The organism is Vibrio mexicanus, from assembly GCF_001012815.1.
Lineage (GTDB): Bacteria > Pseudomonadota > Gammaproteobacteria > Enterobacterales > Vibrionaceae > Vibrio > Vibrio mexicanus.
Genome location: NZ_JYJP01000026.1, coordinates 1 through 15,871 on the forward strand (window position 1 = coordinate 1; position 15,871 = coordinate 15,871).

Genomic DNA, 15,871 nt, shown 5'->3' on the forward strand with positions numbered 1-15,871 from the left:
GGCGTAATGCGGCCTTTTTTGTGTCTGCGTGTTTGCTGTTCAATAATTACTAATGCAGTTTGAATACAAAAAAGGCTTCCCGAGGGAAGCCTTTCTAATTCATATAACGCTTATAGCTTGTCAGTTAGCTCAATTGCTTGGCCAATGTAGTTTGCTGGCGTCATCTCTTTCAAGCGTGCTTTTTCAGCTTCTGGAAGCTCTAGGCCATCGATGAAGTTACGCATTGCTTCACCGTCAACTCGCTTACCACGAGTTAGCTCTTTTAGCTTCTCGTATGGCTTCTCGATGCCGTAGCGACGCATGACTGTTTGTACAGGTTCTGCAAGAACTTCCCAGTTTTGGTCTAGTTCTGCTAGAAGCGCTTCACGGTTAACTTCTAGCTTGCTGATACCTTTCAGAGTAGAAGTGTACGCAATGATTGCATAGCCAACACCCACACCTAGGTTACGAAGAACTGTAGAGTCAGTTAGGTCACGCTGCCAGCGAGAGATAGGCAGTTTTTGAGCTAGGTGGCCGAATACTGCGTTCGCAAGACCTAGGTTACCTTCAGAGTTTTCAAAGTCGATTGGGTTAACTTTGTGAGGCATCGTTGATGAACCGATCTCACCAGCAATAGTCTTCTGCTTAAAGTGACCTAGCGCAATGTAGCCCCAAACGTCACGATCGAAGTCGATTAGGATAGTGTTGAAACGTGCAACCGCATCGAATAGCTCAGCGATGTAATCGTGTGGTTCGATCTGAGTTGTGTATGGGTTCCAAGTTACGCCTAGAGACTCAGTGATGAACTGTTCAGAGAACTGGTGCCAATCAACTTCTGGGTAAGCAGACAGGTGAGCGTTGTAGTTACCTACAGCACCGTTGATCTTACCAAGGATTTCAACGTTAGCGATTTGCTTGTATTGACGCTCCATACGGTACGCCACGTTTGCCATCTCTTTACCCATAGTAGAAGGAGACGCTGGCTGACCGTGTGTACGAGATAGAAGAGGGATATCGCGGTATTCAACAGCAAGTGCTTTGATAGCATCGATGATGTTTTGGATTTCAGGAAGAATAACTTCGTCACGTGCTTCTTTTAGCATTAGCGCGTGAGACGTGTTGTTGATGTCTTCTGAAGTACAAGCGAAGTGGATAAATTCGTTTACTGCGTGAAGTTCAGGAACACCCGCTACTTTCTCTTTTAGGAAGTACTCCACTGCTTTAACGTCGTGGTTAGTCGTGCGCTCGATCTCTTTGATGCGTGCTGCGTCTTCTTCGTTGAAGTTAGCTGCTAGCTCGTCTAGAAATGCGTTCGCTTCTGCACTGAAAGCTGGTACTTCTGTGATCGCATCAGTTGCTGCTAGTTTTTGTAGCCAACGAATTTCAACGATAGAGCGGTACTTAAGTAGACCGAACTCACTAAAGATGCTGCGTAATGCAATAGTTTTACTTCCGTAACGGCCGTCTACTGGTGAAACAGCAGTCAATGCTGACAGTTCCATGGGGTCTCCTGAATCAAATTTCAAAATTTCGAGAGCTTTATACCAATAACTTTGACAATTGTCACGAACATTGCGCAAACGTTTGCGTTTGGCTTGTTCTGTAATAGAAGGAATCGGTAACCAGCTATGAAAAAGGGCGTTATAAAAAATAAGCTCGCGACATGCGCGAGCTAAAAATTCTGTGTTTGGTGTTACATGCGAGCAAGAAGAATCTTTGCTTGCTCAACCATTTTTTTGCGTCCAAAGATTAGGTGGCGTCGTTTGCCGCCTACTTGGCGCCAAAGTACAGCGCTTCTGATGCCAGATAGTAACAGCGCTCTTACCTTGTGTTGATTCGACGTTTGTTGCAGCACGGAAGGCGTACCCGCTACTTGAATGCGCGGTCCAATCGGACTAATCACGTCAAGGTATACACTGGCTAGATTGCTGATCATTTGCTCATCAAGGAGTTCAAAATGATCAAGCTGTCTTTCAAGCATTTGTAAGCGATCGCCAAGCTGAGCCATCGCATCGTTGCGGCTATAAAGCTTACGCTCAAGCGCCATCAAGCTGATGATATAGCGTGTTACTTCACTGCCCGCTGGTGTGCTGTCAATGCCTTTCACTAGGCACTCTAAACCTAGCTTTAAGTCTGACTCTTTCCCAAACACGTTTAATGTGCTGTTTGGATTGGTGTTGAGTACCGCGTTTAATGAGGTTGCAAGTGCGTCTCGGTCGCAATGACCATTCTTCGCTACCTCTTGAACAAGAGCTACGGCCTGACAGATCCCTGCGAATGCGATAGTGCGGTCGTAAATGGTGTTCGCCACGTTGGTGATACTCCTAAAATTTAAATGCGTTGCTCAATGATACCACCACCTAGGCAAGCATCACCTTTATAGAAAACAGCTGACTGACCTGGCGTTACTGCAACTTGAGGTTCGTCAAAGATAACTTTAATGTTTTCATCATCAATAGGGATGATTGTACATGGGATATCTGTTTGACGGTAACGTGTTTTTACTGTGCAGCTCATTGGCTCTTTGATGACTTCGCGGTCAACCCAATGAAGTTGGGATGCGATCAAACCTTGAGACTTCAGCAGTGGGTGATCTGCACCTTGAACAGCAATTAGAACATTGCGTTTGAGATCTTTGTCCGCAACATACCATGGCTCTTCATTACCGCCACCGCCTTTTTGGCCACCGATGTGTAAGCCTTTACGTTGGCCTAGTGTATGGTACATAAGGCCTTGGTGTTCACCAATCTCTTTGCCTTCTGGAGTTTCAATTTTGCCTGGTTGAGCAGGTAGGTAACGGCCTAAGAAGTCAGTAAACTTACGCTCACCGATGAAGCAGATGCCCGTTGAGTCTTTCTTCTTCGCAGTGATGAGTCCTTGCTCCTCGGCGATACGACGAACTTCAGGCTTTTCTAAATCGCCTACAGGGAATAAGCTGCGTGCTACTTGGTCGTGGCTTAGCGTATATAGGAAGTAACTTTGGTCTTTATTGCCGTCTAAGCCACGCAACATTTTTGGTTTCTCATCGCCCTCTGGAAATGAACGACGAACGTAGTGGCCCATTGCAATGTAATCCGCATCCAAGACTTCGTCGGCAAACTCCAAGAACGCTTTAAATTTGATTTCTTTATTACAAAGAATATCAGGGTTAGGAGTGCGGCCCGCTTTATACTCGGCAAGGAAGTACTCGAATACGTTGTCCCAGTATTCCGCTGCAAAGTTAATGGTGTGAAGGTGGATGCCTAACTTATCACATACGGCTTGAGCATCGGCGAGGTCTTCAGCTGCCGTGCAGTACTCTTCGTTGTCGTCTTCTTCCCAGTTCTTCATAAACAGGCCTTCCACTTGGTAGCCTTGTTGTTTTAAAAGATAGGCAGAAACGGATGAATCAACACCACCGGACATACCGACGATGACTTTCTTTTGGCTGTTATCAGAACAGGTGTTAGGCATGATTTAGTACCACTCAATTTAACTGGACGCAGATTCTATCAGAAAGGGAGGTTAGGGGACAGATCCGAGACCAAAATCACACTTCCTATGTGGCTAATCTTCTTTCTATTTAAGTCATATATATGGCATAGTCTAGCGAAAACAAGTGTGAGATGAATAATGACTGTTGAAAACGAATTTATGCAAGAGGCTGAGCTGATCGAAGTTGTCGAAAATCAGCTGGAAGATGGCAATCCAGTTAAAGCCAAAGAAACGTTAATGCGTTTAATGATGACAGGTACTCCCCGTGATGAGGCGATAGCAATGATGGCTTGTGCTGTGGCAATTGAAATCTTTGATGTAATGAAGAATGAAGGCGAATTCAATCTAAAACGATACAGTGAACATCTAGATATGTTGCCGGATTTGAGCTTCATGGAAGGCGAGTAACTAGGGCGTGAATACTGCGAACACGTTACCATCTAAATAGGTGCGTGCACCTGAACCAAGAGCGGCTATTTAGAGCTGCTCTTTTTGTAATTGACCCAATTAAAGAGCCTTATCTGAAGCACATCATTCTGAATTGCGTTCGCAAACGTTTGCTATAATGAGTCATATTGCCGCTTGAAGATCTGCGCGGTAGAATCGCCGTCCCTTGTCCCTCTAGTTCAGAATTTATACTATGAAATTTCCTGGTCAACGTAAGTCGAAGCATTATTTTCCTGTGGATGCTCGTGATCCGCTTGTTAGCCAAGCTCAAGAAAGTAAAACAATGTCCTCTACCCATATCATTGGGATTGACCAAACTTTGGTTGATATAGAAGCGACGGTGACCTCAGAGTTAATTGAAAAGTACAAATTGAGTAAAGGACATTCATTAGTTATTGATGACGAAACGGCCGAATCTCTCTACAACGAACTAAAAGACAAAGAACTCATTACTAACGAGTATGCTGGTGGCACTATCGGTAATACGCTTCATAACTATTCTGTTCTCGCCGATGACCGGTCAACGTTACTCGGTGTTATGAGTCAGGATATTAAAATTGGCAGCTACGGATACCGTTATCTGTGTAATACCTCTAGCCGTATGGATCTTAATTACTTGCAGGGTGTTGACGGTGCAATTGGTCGCTGTTTCGCATTAATTACCGAAGATGGCGAACGCACCTTTGCAATTAGCGAAGGCCAAATGAACAAACTCAGCCCAGAGAATATCCCTGAAGAAATATTTGAAGATGCGTCTGCATTGGTTCTGACGGCTTATCTAGTTCGTTGTAAAGAAGGCGACCCAATGCCAGAAGCAACAATGAAAGCCATTGAGTATGCGAAGAAATATGATGTGCCAGTAGTATTAACTCTAGGGACTAAATTCGTTATTCAAGATGATCCTAAGTTCTGGCAAGATTTTCTAAATGATCACGTTGCTGTGGTTGCAATGAATGAAGATGAGGCAGAAGCCTTAACCGGTGAGTCTGATCCACTTGCTGCTTCAGATAAAGCTTTGGATTGGGTCGACTTAGTATTATGTACTGCAGGCCCAGTTGGCTTGTTTATGGCGGGTTATACCGAAAACAGTGCAAAGCGTGAGACGTCATTGCCGTTATTACCGGGCTCAATTGCAGAGTTTAATCGATTTGAATTTAGTCGCCCTGCTTCGAAGTCATTATGCGAAGAGCCGCTTAAAGTTTATTCTCATATTGCACCCTATATGGGCGGACCAGAGAAAATTAAAAATACCAACGGTGCCGGTGATGCCGCGTTATCTGCTCTGCTTCATGATATGGCAGCGAATAAATACCATAAAGAGAATGTGCCTAATTCAAGCAAGCATGCGCATACATTCTTAACTTACTCGTCGTTTTCACAAGTATGTAAATATTCTAACCGAGCAAGTTATGAGGTATTAGTTCAACACTCTCCAAGACTTTCTCGTGGGCTTCCAGAGCGTGAAGATAGCTTGGAAGAAGCATACTGGGAAAGATAATAAAATAAAAAAAGCTCCTAATTAGGAGCCTTTTTTTAATCTGCAATTTGAAAATGCAAACTTTTCAGAAGGTTAGATAGCGAAGTCTTCTAACGATTTACCTGCATCAAGCTCTGCTTGAATAACAGAAGGCGTACGGCCTTGACCTGTCCAAGTTTTTTCTGCGCCTGAAGCATCTACATATTTGTATTTAGCAGGGCGAGGTGCACGCTTAGATTTGCCTTTCGTTGCTTCCCCAGATAGCGCAGAAATAAGGGCATCAACATCGATACCATCTTTAGCAATTTGATCAGCAATAGCAGCAAGTTTAGCTTCTTGTTCAGCTTTAGCTTCGCGTTCTGCTGCTTCTGATTCTTGACGCTCAGTAACAACAATCGTTAATTTCTCCAGAGCTTCTTCTAGTTGCTCTAGAGTTAAATCACGAGAAAACGCACGCAAGCTGCGAATATTTGTTAGTGTTTTTGTTAATTCCGACATGACTATTCCTATGGATTAAATTTCGCCGACAAACCAATATTAAACCGCATTTTTAATTTAGACAATATTATTTGCGTAAATTAAGTATAACTACTTAGCTACGTAATATTTTGGTCAATTTTTTATGCAAAATATGATGTTTACTGTGTAAAAACATGTGATTTAACTAATGAGAGTCACACTCAGCTAAGAAGTTCATTTATGAATCTAGATTATTTTAATTGAACCAAAGTATTAGTTTTAAATTCCATATATGTGCGTTGATGAGTAAAAATAAACACGAGAAAATAAGACTAGTATATTTTTAAGTGCTTAGTTTCATAAATTGAATACATGTGATCTCCATCCAAGTCTAATCAAGAGTGATATCGAGAATAATTGATGTTTTATTAAGTTAAAGATATTGCAATTGGGCTCTATGTAAGTAGAATGGCCGCCACCTAATGCTCTGTATGGTTAAATTGTTGTTAAAGTGAAGTTTCAACAGTTTTTCATGTTATCAGGGCGGTAGAGGAGCGAAAGCGATCAGTAGTAACCAATAGGGTGATACCAAAGACGGGTTATGAAAGGTGCTTTCGCCGAAGCATGCTTGCAAATCAAAGCAGCTTGCTGGGGTTGTTACCGAATAGGAACAACACTGCCATAGTCTATAATTTTGTAACACTATGGAGCGCTACTGTGGGGTTGGGTGAAGCATTCGTTTCCCTTTCGCTTATATAAGCATTTTGCTTGAAAATGACTTTGAGTAATTTGTCTGCAGTAGATCTCTAACCATTTATAACTGGTTTTTGAAGATCATGAATTTAATCGATTTTGCATCATCTCCTTTATCTTTGCTGCCACCGATCGTCGCGCTAAGCTTAGCGATCATCACACGTCGCGTTCTACTCTCTTTGGGTATGGGCGTAGTGCTAGGCGCATTGCTTCTATCAAACTACTCAATTTCTCACAGTGCAAGCTACATTGGTACAACGGTTTCTAGCGTGTTCATCGAAGATGGCGCTATCAATAGCTGGAACATGAGCATTGTTGGATTCCTCGTATTGCTTGGCATGATGACAGCGCTACTGACGTTGTCAGGTGGTACACGCGCATTTGCTGAATGGGCGCAATCTCGAGTGAAGAGTAAACGCGGCTCAAAGCTTCTAGCAGCTTTTTTGGGTGTTTTCATCTTTATCGATGACTACTTCAATAGCTTAGCCGTGGGTGCTATCTCGCGACCAGTCACCGACAGATACTACGTATCACGTGCGAAACTAGCTTACATCCTAGATTCTACCGCGGCACCTATGTGTGTTCTTATGCCGGCTTCTAGCTGGGGCGCATACATTATGACCATCGTAGCAGGTATCTTAGTGGCGCACGGTGTCACTGAATATTCAGCAATTGGTGCGTACGTCCGTATGATCCCGATGAACTTCTATGCAGTATTCGCACTACTTATGGTGTTTGCTGTGGTTTGGTTCGGCCTAGATGTTGGTCAAATGCGTAAGCATGAAATTGAAGCATCTCAAGGTCGTGGCTTTGAAGGTGACAAAGAGAATGACACTAAAGAAGCCCACGAGCTTAATGAAGAGCTGGATATTAAAGAGAGTGAGCATGGCAGAGTTTCTGACCTCGTGCTTCCTATTGCGACTTTGATTGTTGCTACTGTGGCAGCGATGCTATACACAGGTGGACAAGCACTCGCTGGTGACGGTGAAGCGTTTAACCTATTAGGCGCTTTTGAGAATACCGATGTTGGCACGTCTCTAATCTACGGTGGTATTGCAGGCTTGTTGGTTTCAATCATCACAGTGGTAAAACAAAAGCTATTGGTTAGCGATATTGTTATCACTATGTGGATTGGTGCAAAATCCATGTTCGGTGCAATTCTCATCCTAATTTTTGCGTGGACAATTGGTACCGTGATTGGTGACATGAAAACCGGTGCTTACCTTTCATCAATGGTTGAAGGAAGCATTGGTCCACATTGGCTACCGGTAATCCTGTTCTTGCTTTCTGGTTTGATGGCATTCTCGACAGGTACATCATGGGGTACGTTCGGTATCATGTTGCCAATCGCTGGTGATATGTCTGCAGCGACTGATATTGCACTAATGCTCCCAATGCTAAGTGCAGTACTTGCAGGCTCAGTATTTGGTGATCACTGTTCTCCAATCTCAGATACTACGATTTTGTCTTCAACAGGTGCGCGTTGTAATCACATTGACCACGTAGCTACTCAGCTACCTTACGCACTGTCAGTGGCACTGGTATCGTGTGTTGGCTTTATTGTTATGGGTATGACTGCATCTGTAGCGGCTTCATTTGCGGCGGCCTCAGTGACTTTTGTTATTGTGTGCTTTGGTCTGTCAGTAATGTCAAAAGCGAAAATGGCAAGCTGTCAAAGCGCTTAGTATATAAATTGCAAAATTAAGTAAGTTGCATAGTGCAATATATAGTAAGGAGCTTAGGCCTCCTTTTTTTATAAGTTGCGTGTGTATGAAAAAATTAATAGAAAAACTGCTAATTAATTGTTGCAAATCACAACTAGCTTAGTTAGTGTGGATACCAAGACAGCAAACAACCAAGAGCTGATAAGTATGCGCCAGTTAGTAATGAATATTCATCACCATCATCACCCTATCTAGTCTTTCGGGGAGATATGCGTATACCCGGGAGGCAGGAAGCTCCCGGAGGTTAAATCATAAAATACAGATTTCAAACCCTCGGGAGACCAAAGACTCCCGAGGGTTTTTCAGTTTTTAGCTTAACAAAATTTAATAAATTCAATATTTTGCACAGGGATACCGCAATGCAGACACAGCGCTTAAGAATCGCAATCCAGAAAAAAGGCCGCCTAAGTAAAGAATGCCAAGACTTGCTTAAAAAATGCGGTGTTAAGTTTAATATTATGGGTGAGCGCTTAGTGGTTCATTCATTAAATATGCCAATCGATCTTCTTTTGGTGCGCGACGATGACATTCCAGGCCTCATCATGGATGGTGTCGTGGACCTAGGTTTCATCGGTGAAAATGAGTTAGAAGAAGTTCGTCTTGATCGTAAAGCTCTAGGTGAGCCAAACGAATTCGTAAAACTGCGTCGTTTAGATTTCGGTGGCTGCCGCCTTTCAATCGCGATTGATAAAGATGAGGTTTACAACGGCCCTCAAGATCTTGCGGGTAAGCGTATTGCTACGACCTATCCTCAACTTCTTAAAGCCTACATGGATGAGCAAGGCATTAACTTCAGCACTTGTATGCTGACGGGTTCTGTAGAAGTTGCTCCACGCGCTGGCCTATCGGATGCGATTGCAGACTTAGTTTCTACTGGCGCGACGCTTGAAGCGAACGGCCTAAAAGAAGCGGAAGTCATTTTCAAATCGAAAGCGACTCTTATTCAACGTACTGGCGAATTTGATGCAGACAAAGTGGCATTAGTCGAAAAGCTACTGACGCGCATGCAAGGCGTTCAGCAAGCAAAAGAATCTAAGTACATCATGCTACACGCACCAGTAGCTCAATTAGAGCAAGTTAAAGCCCTTCTACCTGGTGCAGAAGATCCAACTGTTCTTCCACTTTCAATGGACACTGAGAAAGTTGCCATTCATTTAGTTAGTACAGAAAACTTGTTCTGGGAAACGATGGAGCAACTTAAGGAGCTAGGTGCTAGCTCGATTCTTGTACTGCCTATTGAAAAAATGATGGGGTAATTCGCCATGAGAACAGTTGTTTGGCAATCACTTAGTGAGTCGCAGCAAGATAGCGTGTTGGAGCGCCCTGCGATTACTGAAGGGGCAAACATTACTGCTGCAGTCAGTGATGTAATTAGCCAAGTACGCAGCAAAGGTGACGCTGCGCTTATCGAACTGACTGAGAAGTTCGATAAGGTTAAGCCTGAATCGATTCGTGTTAGTAATGATGAGATTGAACAAGCTTCCGCACGCTTAACTGAGCAAATGAAATCTGCTCTTGAGCAAGCTTATAGTAATATTGCCAAATTCCACAAAGCGCAGAAGCCTCAGCCTATTCAAGTCGAAACGCAACCAGGTGTAGTGTGTGAGCAAGTAACCCGTGCGATTAACACTGTGGGCCTATACATTCCGGGTGGCAGTGCGCCACTACCATCAACAGTGCTCATGTTAGGTGTGCCAGCAAAAATTGCTGGATGTCGCAAAGTCGTGCTGTGTTCTCCACCGCCAATTGCCGATGAGATCCTTTATGTAGCAAAGCTGTGTGGCATTGACGAAGTCTACAATGTGGGTGGTGGTCAGGCTGTCGCTGCAATGGCTTATGGAACAGAAACCGTTTCTAAAGTCGACAAGATCTTTGGCCCAGGTAACGCTTATGTAACAGAAGCTAAGCGTCAAGTGAGCAATGACTTCCGTGGCGCGGCGATTGATATGCCAGCTGGCCCATCAGAAGTACTGGTTATTGCTGATGAAACGGCAGACGCAGATTTCATCGCAGCAGATTTGCTAAGCCAAGCAGAGCACGGCCCGGATTCGCAAGTGGTGCTGGTAACACCTACGGAAGTAGTAGCTGACCAAGTAACCGATGCGGTAGCGCGTCAGCTCAAAGAGCTTTCACGCGCAGACATCGCTCAGCAAGCGCTTGCGTCAAGCCTGATCATCATCGCAGAGTCTTTAACTCAGTGTATCTCCATCTCTAACTTTTACGGCCCCGAGCACCTTATTGTTCAGACAAAAGCGCCAAGAGAGTTACTGCCACTATTAGACAATGCAGGCTCTATTTTCTTGGGTGATTGGTCTCCTGAATCGGCAGGTGACTATGCTTCTGGAACCAACCATGTTTTGCCGACTTACGGCTACACTCGCACATACTCAAGCTTAGGTCTGGCTGACTTTTCTAAACGCATGACAGTTCAGGAGCTCTCTGCTGATGGTCTGCGTAACTTAGCACCTACTGTCGTAACAATGGCAGAAGCGGAAGGCCTAGACGCGCACAAGCGCGCTGTGACGATTCGAGTTGAGAAGCTAGCGGCGCAACAAGGGTAAGGATGGCTGATATGGAAAAATTAGCACGTAAACAAGTTCAAGCGCTGACCCCTTATTTGTCAGCGCGCCGCATCGGCGGTAGTGGCGATGTTTGGCTCAATGCCAATGAGTCACCATTCAATAATGAATACAAGACCGACTTTGCAAGGCTCAATCGCTACAGCGAATGTCAGCCAAAGGAGCTAATTGAAGCTTATGCAGCCTATGCTGGCGTGAAACCTGAGCAGACGTTAACTTCCCGTGGCGCAGACGAAGGTATCGAGTTACTTATTCGAGCTTTCTGTGAACCGGGTGAAGATGCCATTTTGTATTGTCCACCAACTTATGGAATGTACTCCATCAGCGCGGAAACGATAGGGGTTGAACGCAAAACTGTTCCATTGACATCGGATTGGCAATTAGACCTTGAAGGTATCAAGCAAAATCTAGATTCCACCAAGCTCGTTTTCGTTTGTAGTCCAAATAACCCAACTGGCAATTTGGTGAATCGCGATGACATCGTTTCGCTGCTTGAGATGACTAAAGACCGCGCCATTGTCGTGATGGATGAAGCGTATATCGACTTCTGTCCTGAAGCCTCAACGGTAGATCTATTAGCTAAGTACCCTAATTTGGCAATTTTGCGAACGCTTTCCAAAGCATTCGCATTGGCTGGCTTAAGATGTGGTTTTACACTCGCCAATAAAGAGCTTATCGATGTTCTACTGAAAGTCATCGCTCCGTACCCAGTGCCAGTGCCGGTTGCAGAAATCGCCACTCAAGCTCTCTCTGAATCTGGTTTAGCGCGAGCGAAGTATCAGGTACTCGATTTGAACGCTAATCGCGCTTACCTGCAAGTCGGCTTATCTATGATTGAAGGTCTGGAAGTCTTCGAGGGGTGGGGTAACTACCTATTGGTTAAGTTCCCAGATGGCGATGCTATTTTCAAAGCCGCGTGGGATAGCGGGATTATCTTGCGTAATTCGCCGATTGATACTGCGTTCGAATCAGCGTTGGCAATCGTGAAGAGTGTGAAAAAACACTTGGGTTTATTCGAAATTTCTACCTGTAGAGGAGTGCAGAGCGCTTTGCTATGGAAGACAAAATTATAAGTAAAAGGATGTTCTTGTGAGCAATCAACAAAAAATCTTATTTATTGACCGTGATGGTACTTTGATTGTTGAGCCACCGGTTGACTTTCAAGTCGACCGACTCGACAAACTCAAACTAGAGCCTTTGGTCATTCCAAGTCTTTTGAGGCTTCAAGACGCAGGTTATCGCCTAGTGATGGTGACAAACCAAGATGGCTTGGGTACAGACAGCTACCCACAAGCGGACTTCGATGCTCCACACAACATGATGATGGAAATCTTCGAATCACAGGGTGTTAAGTTTGATGATGTCTTAATCTGCCCTCATTTCCCTGAAGATAACTGTTCATGCCGTAAGCCTAATCTTGGCTGGTAAAAGGATATCTGCAAGACGGTAAAGTCGATTTTAAACACTCTGTGGTGATTGGCGATCGTGAGACTGATCTGCAGCTAGCGGAAAATATGGCGATTCGTGGTATCCAATACAATCCGGAGACTATGGGTTGGGCACAGATTGTTAAAGACTTGACGGTAAATGCTCGTACTGCAGACGTTGTGAGAACCACTAAAGAAACGGACATCAAGGTTGCGGTAAATCTTGACGAAACGGGTGGTAACTCGATTGACACCGGCATGGGCTTCTTTGACCACATGTTGGATCAGATTGCTACTCACGGCGGTTTCCAGTTGAAGCTGTCGGTGAAAGGCGACCTTCACATTGATGATCACCACACCGTAGAAGATACTGCTTTAGCACTTGGTCAAGCACTGAAAGACGCCCTTGGCGATAAGCGTGGAATCGGCCGATTTGGTTTTAGCTTGCCGATGGATGAGTGTCTAGCTCAATGTGGTCTAGACCTTTCTGGTCGCCCATACCTGAAGTTTGATGCTCAGTTTAGCCGCGAGCAAGTGGGTGACCTCTCGACGGAAATGGTGGTCCACTTCTTCCGTTCGCTAACCGATACGCTAGCGTGTACGCTTCACCTTTCTTCTACTGGTGACAATGATCACCACATCATTGAAAGCTTGTTTAAGGCATTTGGCCGCACACTGCGTCAAGCGATCAAAGTGGAAGGAAATGAGCTGCCAAGTAGTAAAGGCGTTCTTTAAGGGAGAGTAACTAATGTCGGATCAAAAAGTCGTCATTATTGATACGGGTTGTGCCAACGTTTCATCGGTTAAGTTTGCTATCGAGCGACTCGGCTATCAGGTAACCATTTCGAAAGACCCTGAAGTTGTATTAGCGGCAGATAAACTGTTCCTACCGGGTGTAGGGACAGCAAGTGAGGCGATGAAAAACCTCGAAGAGCGCAATTTGATTGAGCTTGTTAAGCAAGTTGAAAAACCGCTACTTGGTATTTGTTTGGGTATGCAACTACTAGGCAAACTCTCGCAAGAGAAGGGCCAGAAAGCGGATCAAATCGTCGAGTGTTTGGGGCTGTGTGATGGCGAAGTTAAGCTTTTAGAGACAGGCGACTTGCCTCTGCCGCATATGGGGTGGAATACGGTTAAGTCGACCCCTGAACATCCTCTCTTTAAAGACATTGAAGAGGGTGAATATTTCTACTTCGTTCATAGTTTTGGTATGCCAGTTGGTGATTACACTATTGCACAATGTGAGTACGGACAACCATTTACTGCGGCTGTGCAAAGTGGCAACTATTACGGTGTTCAGTTCCACCCAGAACGTTCTTCAAAAGCCGGTTCCAAGCTCATTCAAAATTTCCTTGAGCTCTCGTTTACTCAAGAATAAGGACATAACTACGTGATTATTCCAGCATTAGATTTAATTGAAGGTCAGGTAGTACGCCTATATCAAGGCGATTACGGACAAGTAACCGAATATAAAGTTGACCCAGCAGAGCAGTTTAACCTTTACCACCAAGCCGGTGCTAACTGGCTGCACCTAGTTGACCTAACTGGCGCAAAAGATACGACAGCACGTCAGCTTGACTTGATTGCTAAGTTACTGGCGAGCACACCAGCAAACATTCAAATTGGTGGTGGCGTTCGAAGTGAACAAGACGTCGTTGATCTACTCGAAGCTGGTGCTCAGCGAGTGGTTGTTGGCTCGACTGCAGTAAAACAACCAGAGCTTGTTAAAGGTTGGATGGAAAAATACGGCGCAGAGAAGATCGTACTGGCGTTAGACATCAACATCGATGAAAGCGGCACACGTAAAGTGGCGATTTCTGGTTGGCAAGAAGACTCTGGCGTCACAATCGAAGCTAATCGATGACTACCTAACCGTTGGCCTTCAGCACGTGCTTTGCACTGATATCTCACGCGACGGCACACTAGCGGGCTCAAACGTAGAGCTATACGTTGACCTATGTAAGCAATACCCACAGGTGCAATTTCAGTCTTCGGGCGGTATTGGCTCATTAGCGGATATTGAAGCATTGAAAGGCACGGGTGTGTCAGGCGTGATTGTTGGTCGAGCGCTTTTAGACGGTAAGTTCACTGCAGAGGAGGCATTTGCATGTTGGCAAAGCGAATAATCCCGTGTTTGGACGTACGTGATGGTCAAGTGGTTAAGGGCGTTCAGTTCCGTAACCACGAAATCATCGGTGATATCGTTCCTCTTGCTCAGCGTTACGCTGAAGAAGGTGCCGATGAGCTGGTTTTCTATGATATTACTGCTTCCAGTGACGGTCGCGTCGTTGATAAAAGCTGGGTTCAACGTGTAGCAGAGGTTATCGACATTCCTTTCTGTGTAGCTGGTGGTATTAAGTCTGCGGAAGATGCGGCACGTATTCTAGAGTTTGGCGCTGATAAAGTATCAATCAACTCACCTGCACTGGCAAACCCAGAGCTCATCACTGAGCTTGCCGACAAGTTTGGTGTTCAATGTATCGTAGTGGGTATCGACTCATACTACGATAAAGACACTGGCAAATATCAGGTTTATCAGTTCACGGGCGATGAAGCGCGTACCAAGGCAACTCAGTGGGAAACCAAAGATTGGGTGCAAGAAGTGCAAAAACGTGGCGCGGGTGAAATCGTACTAAACATGATGAACCAAGATGGTGTGCGTAATGGTTACGACCTTGAGCAACTCAATATGGTTCGTGAAGTGTGTAAGGTGCCACTGATTGCTTCAGGCGGTGCTGGTGCAATGGAGCACTTTGCTGATGCTTACAAGCAAACGAATGTAGATGGTGCACTTGCCGCTTCGGTATTTCACAAGCAAGTGATCAACATCGGTGAACTTAAACAATATCTAAAACAACAAGGTGTAGAGGTGCGTGTATGAGTTTTGCCACCGCAGAAGTAAACACTCTGATAGAAAAAATTAACTGGGAGAAGGTCGATGGCCTTGTCCCTGCAATTGTTCAAGACTTCCAATCAAGCCAAGTGTTGATGATGGGTTACATGAACCAAGACGCGCTGCAAAAAACCGTAGATACGGAGCAGGTGACTTTCTTCTCTCGAACCAAAGAGCGTCTTTGGACTAAGGGTGAAACATCAGGCAATGTGCTTCGTTTAGTAAATATGCAGTTGGATTGCGATAACGATACCTTGCTAGTTAAAGTGAACCCTATCGGCCCAACTTGCCACCTAGGTAATACCACGTGTTGGGATGTTGATCCGCAGGAAGAGAGCCAAATGGTGTGGCTTCATCAACTTGAGCAGCTATTGGCTGCCCGCAAGGACGCCGATCCAGGCTCTTCTTATACTGCCAGCCTATACTCCCGTGGCACCAAGCGTATTTCGCAGAAAGTGGGCGAAGAGGGCGTTGAAGTCGCGCTTGCGGCAACGTCGGGTGACAAGGCGGAGTTAGTGTGTGAATCGGCTGATTTGATTTACCATTTATTGGTGCTCCTTCAAGATCAAGGTTTATCGATGAACGATGTGGTGAATAAGCTAAAAGAGCGTCATAAGTAACCACTTAGATCAACCGATCGTATACAAACGCTGTATTGA

General features: G+C 44.9%; 12 protein-coding genes, 3 pseudogenes, 1 riboswitch and 1 other annotated feature. Of the genes and pseudogenes, 11 read left to right on the top strand and 4 right to left on the bottom strand.

What is annotated here, in order from left to right; all coding sequences use genetic code 11:
- Positions 1-110 precede the first annotated feature (110 nt).
- The 3 genes from purB to mnmA all read right to left on the bottom strand — a co-directional run bounded on the left by purB (position 111) and on the right by mnmA (position 3,432).
- Positions 111-1,481: an adenylosuccinate lyase gene (gene purB, locus UA76_RS04360; protein ID WP_047043465.1), complete on the bottom strand. Its 1,371-nt coding sequence runs from the start codon at positions 1,479-1,481 to the stop codon at positions 111-113.
- A 191-nt stretch (positions 1,482-1,672) separates the two neighbouring features.
- Positions 1,673-2,290 (bottom strand): high frequency lysogenization protein HflD, encoded by a 618-nt coding sequence (hflD, locus tag UA76_RS04365; protein WP_047043469.1) that lies wholly within the window; start codon positions 2,288-2,290, stop codon positions 1,673-1,675.
- A gap of 20 nt (positions 2,291-2,310) precedes the next feature.
- A complete protein-coding gene (mnmA, locus tag UA76_RS04370) occupies positions 2,311-3,432 on the bottom strand; it encodes a tRNA 2-thiouridine(34) synthase MnmA (protein ID WP_047043472.1) in 1,122 nt (373 codons plus the stop codon).
- A gap of 159 nt (positions 3,433-3,591) precedes the next feature.
- Between mnmA and UA76_RS04375 the strand changes: the two genes are divergently transcribed.
- Both UA76_RS04375 and UA76_RS04380 read left to right on the top strand, forming a co-directional pair.
- Positions 3,592-3,861, top strand: coding sequence for a hypothetical protein (locus tag UA76_RS04375; RefSeq protein WP_047043475.1), 270 nt, complete (start codon positions 3,592-3,594; stop codon positions 3,859-3,861).
- Between the two features lie 232 nt (positions 3,862-4,093).
- A complete protein-coding gene (locus tag UA76_RS04380; RefSeq protein WP_047043479.1) occupies positions 4,094-5,398 on the top strand; it encodes an inosine/guanosine kinase in 1,305 nt (434 codons plus the stop codon).
- A gap of 72 nt (positions 5,399-5,470) precedes the next feature.
- On the opposite strand, the gene UA76_RS04385 is transcribed toward UA76_RS04380, so the two are convergent.
- The gene (locus UA76_RS04385) at positions 5,471-5,875 is read right to left on the bottom strand and encodes an H-NS family histone-like protein (RefSeq protein WP_047043482.1); all 405 of its coding nucleotides are present in this window, start codon (positions 5,873-5,875) and stop codon (positions 5,471-5,473) included.
- 500 nt (positions 5,876-6,375) lie between these two features.
- Positions 6,376-6,559, top strand: a riboswitch (Lysine riboswitch).
- 113 nt (positions 6,560-6,672) lie between these two features.
- On the opposite strand from UA76_RS04385, the gene UA76_RS04390 reads away from it, so the two are divergent.
- The 9 genes and pseudogenes from UA76_RS04390 to hisIE all read left to right on the top strand — a co-directional run bounded on the left by UA76_RS04390 (position 6,673) and on the right by hisIE (position 15,832).
- Positions 6,673-8,274 (top strand): Na+/H+ antiporter NhaC family protein, encoded by a 1,602-nt coding sequence (locus UA76_RS04390; RefSeq protein ID WP_047043486.1) that lies wholly within the window; start codon positions 6,673-6,675, stop codon positions 8,272-8,274.
- 209 nt (positions 8,275-8,483) lie between these two features.
- Positions 8,484-8,620 (top strand) — a sequence feature (His leader region).
- 52 nt (positions 8,621-8,672) lie between these two features.
- Positions 8,673-9,569, top strand: coding sequence for an ATP phosphoribosyltransferase (gene hisG / locus UA76_RS04395; protein ID WP_047043489.1), 897 nt, complete (start codon positions 8,673-8,675; stop codon positions 9,567-9,569).
- 6 nt (positions 9,570-9,575) lie between these two features.
- Positions 9,576-10,874 carry a histidinol dehydrogenase gene (hisD, locus tag UA76_RS04400; RefSeq protein ID WP_047043492.1) on the top strand — a complete coding sequence of 433 codons (1,299 nt, stop codon included), beginning with the start codon at positions 9,576-9,578 and terminating at the stop codon, positions 10,872-10,874.
- An 11-nt stretch (positions 10,875-10,885) separates the two neighbouring features.
- Positions 10,886-11,925 (top strand): annotated as a pseudogene (hisC, locus tag UA76_RS04405) (histidinol-phosphate transaminase).
- A gap of 56 nt (positions 11,926-11,981) precedes the next feature.
- Positions 11,982-13,054: pseudogene (hisB, locus tag UA76_RS04410) on the top strand (bifunctional histidinol-phosphatase/imidazoleglycerol-phosphate dehydratase HisB).
- A gap of 13 nt (positions 13,055-13,067) precedes the next feature.
- A complete protein-coding gene (gene hisH, locus UA76_RS04415; RefSeq protein ID WP_047043495.1) occupies positions 13,068-13,697 on the top strand; it encodes an imidazole glycerol phosphate synthase subunit HisH in 630 nt (209 codons plus the stop codon).
- A 12-nt stretch (positions 13,698-13,709) separates the two neighbouring features.
- Positions 13,710-14,445, top strand: a pseudogene (gene hisA / locus UA76_RS04420) (1-(5-phosphoribosyl)-5-[(5-phosphoribosylamino)methylideneamino]imidazole-4-carboxamide isomerase).
- The gene (hisF, locus tag UA76_RS04425) at positions 14,427-15,200 is read left to right on the top strand and encodes an imidazole glycerol phosphate synthase subunit HisF (protein ID WP_047043496.1); all 774 of its coding nucleotides are present in this window, start codon (positions 14,427-14,429) and stop codon (positions 15,198-15,200) included. The pseudogene hisA and the gene hisF overlap by 19 nt, the downstream one beginning before the upstream one ends.
- The gene (gene hisIE / locus UA76_RS04430) at positions 15,197-15,832 is read left to right on the top strand and encodes a bifunctional phosphoribosyl-AMP cyclohydrolase/phosphoribosyl-ATP diphosphatase HisIE (protein WP_047043498.1); all 636 of its coding nucleotides are present in this window, start codon (positions 15,197-15,199) and stop codon (positions 15,830-15,832) included. Before hisF ends, hisIE begins: the two co-directional genes overlap by 4 nt.
- Positions 15,833-15,871: the final 39 nt, after the last annotated feature.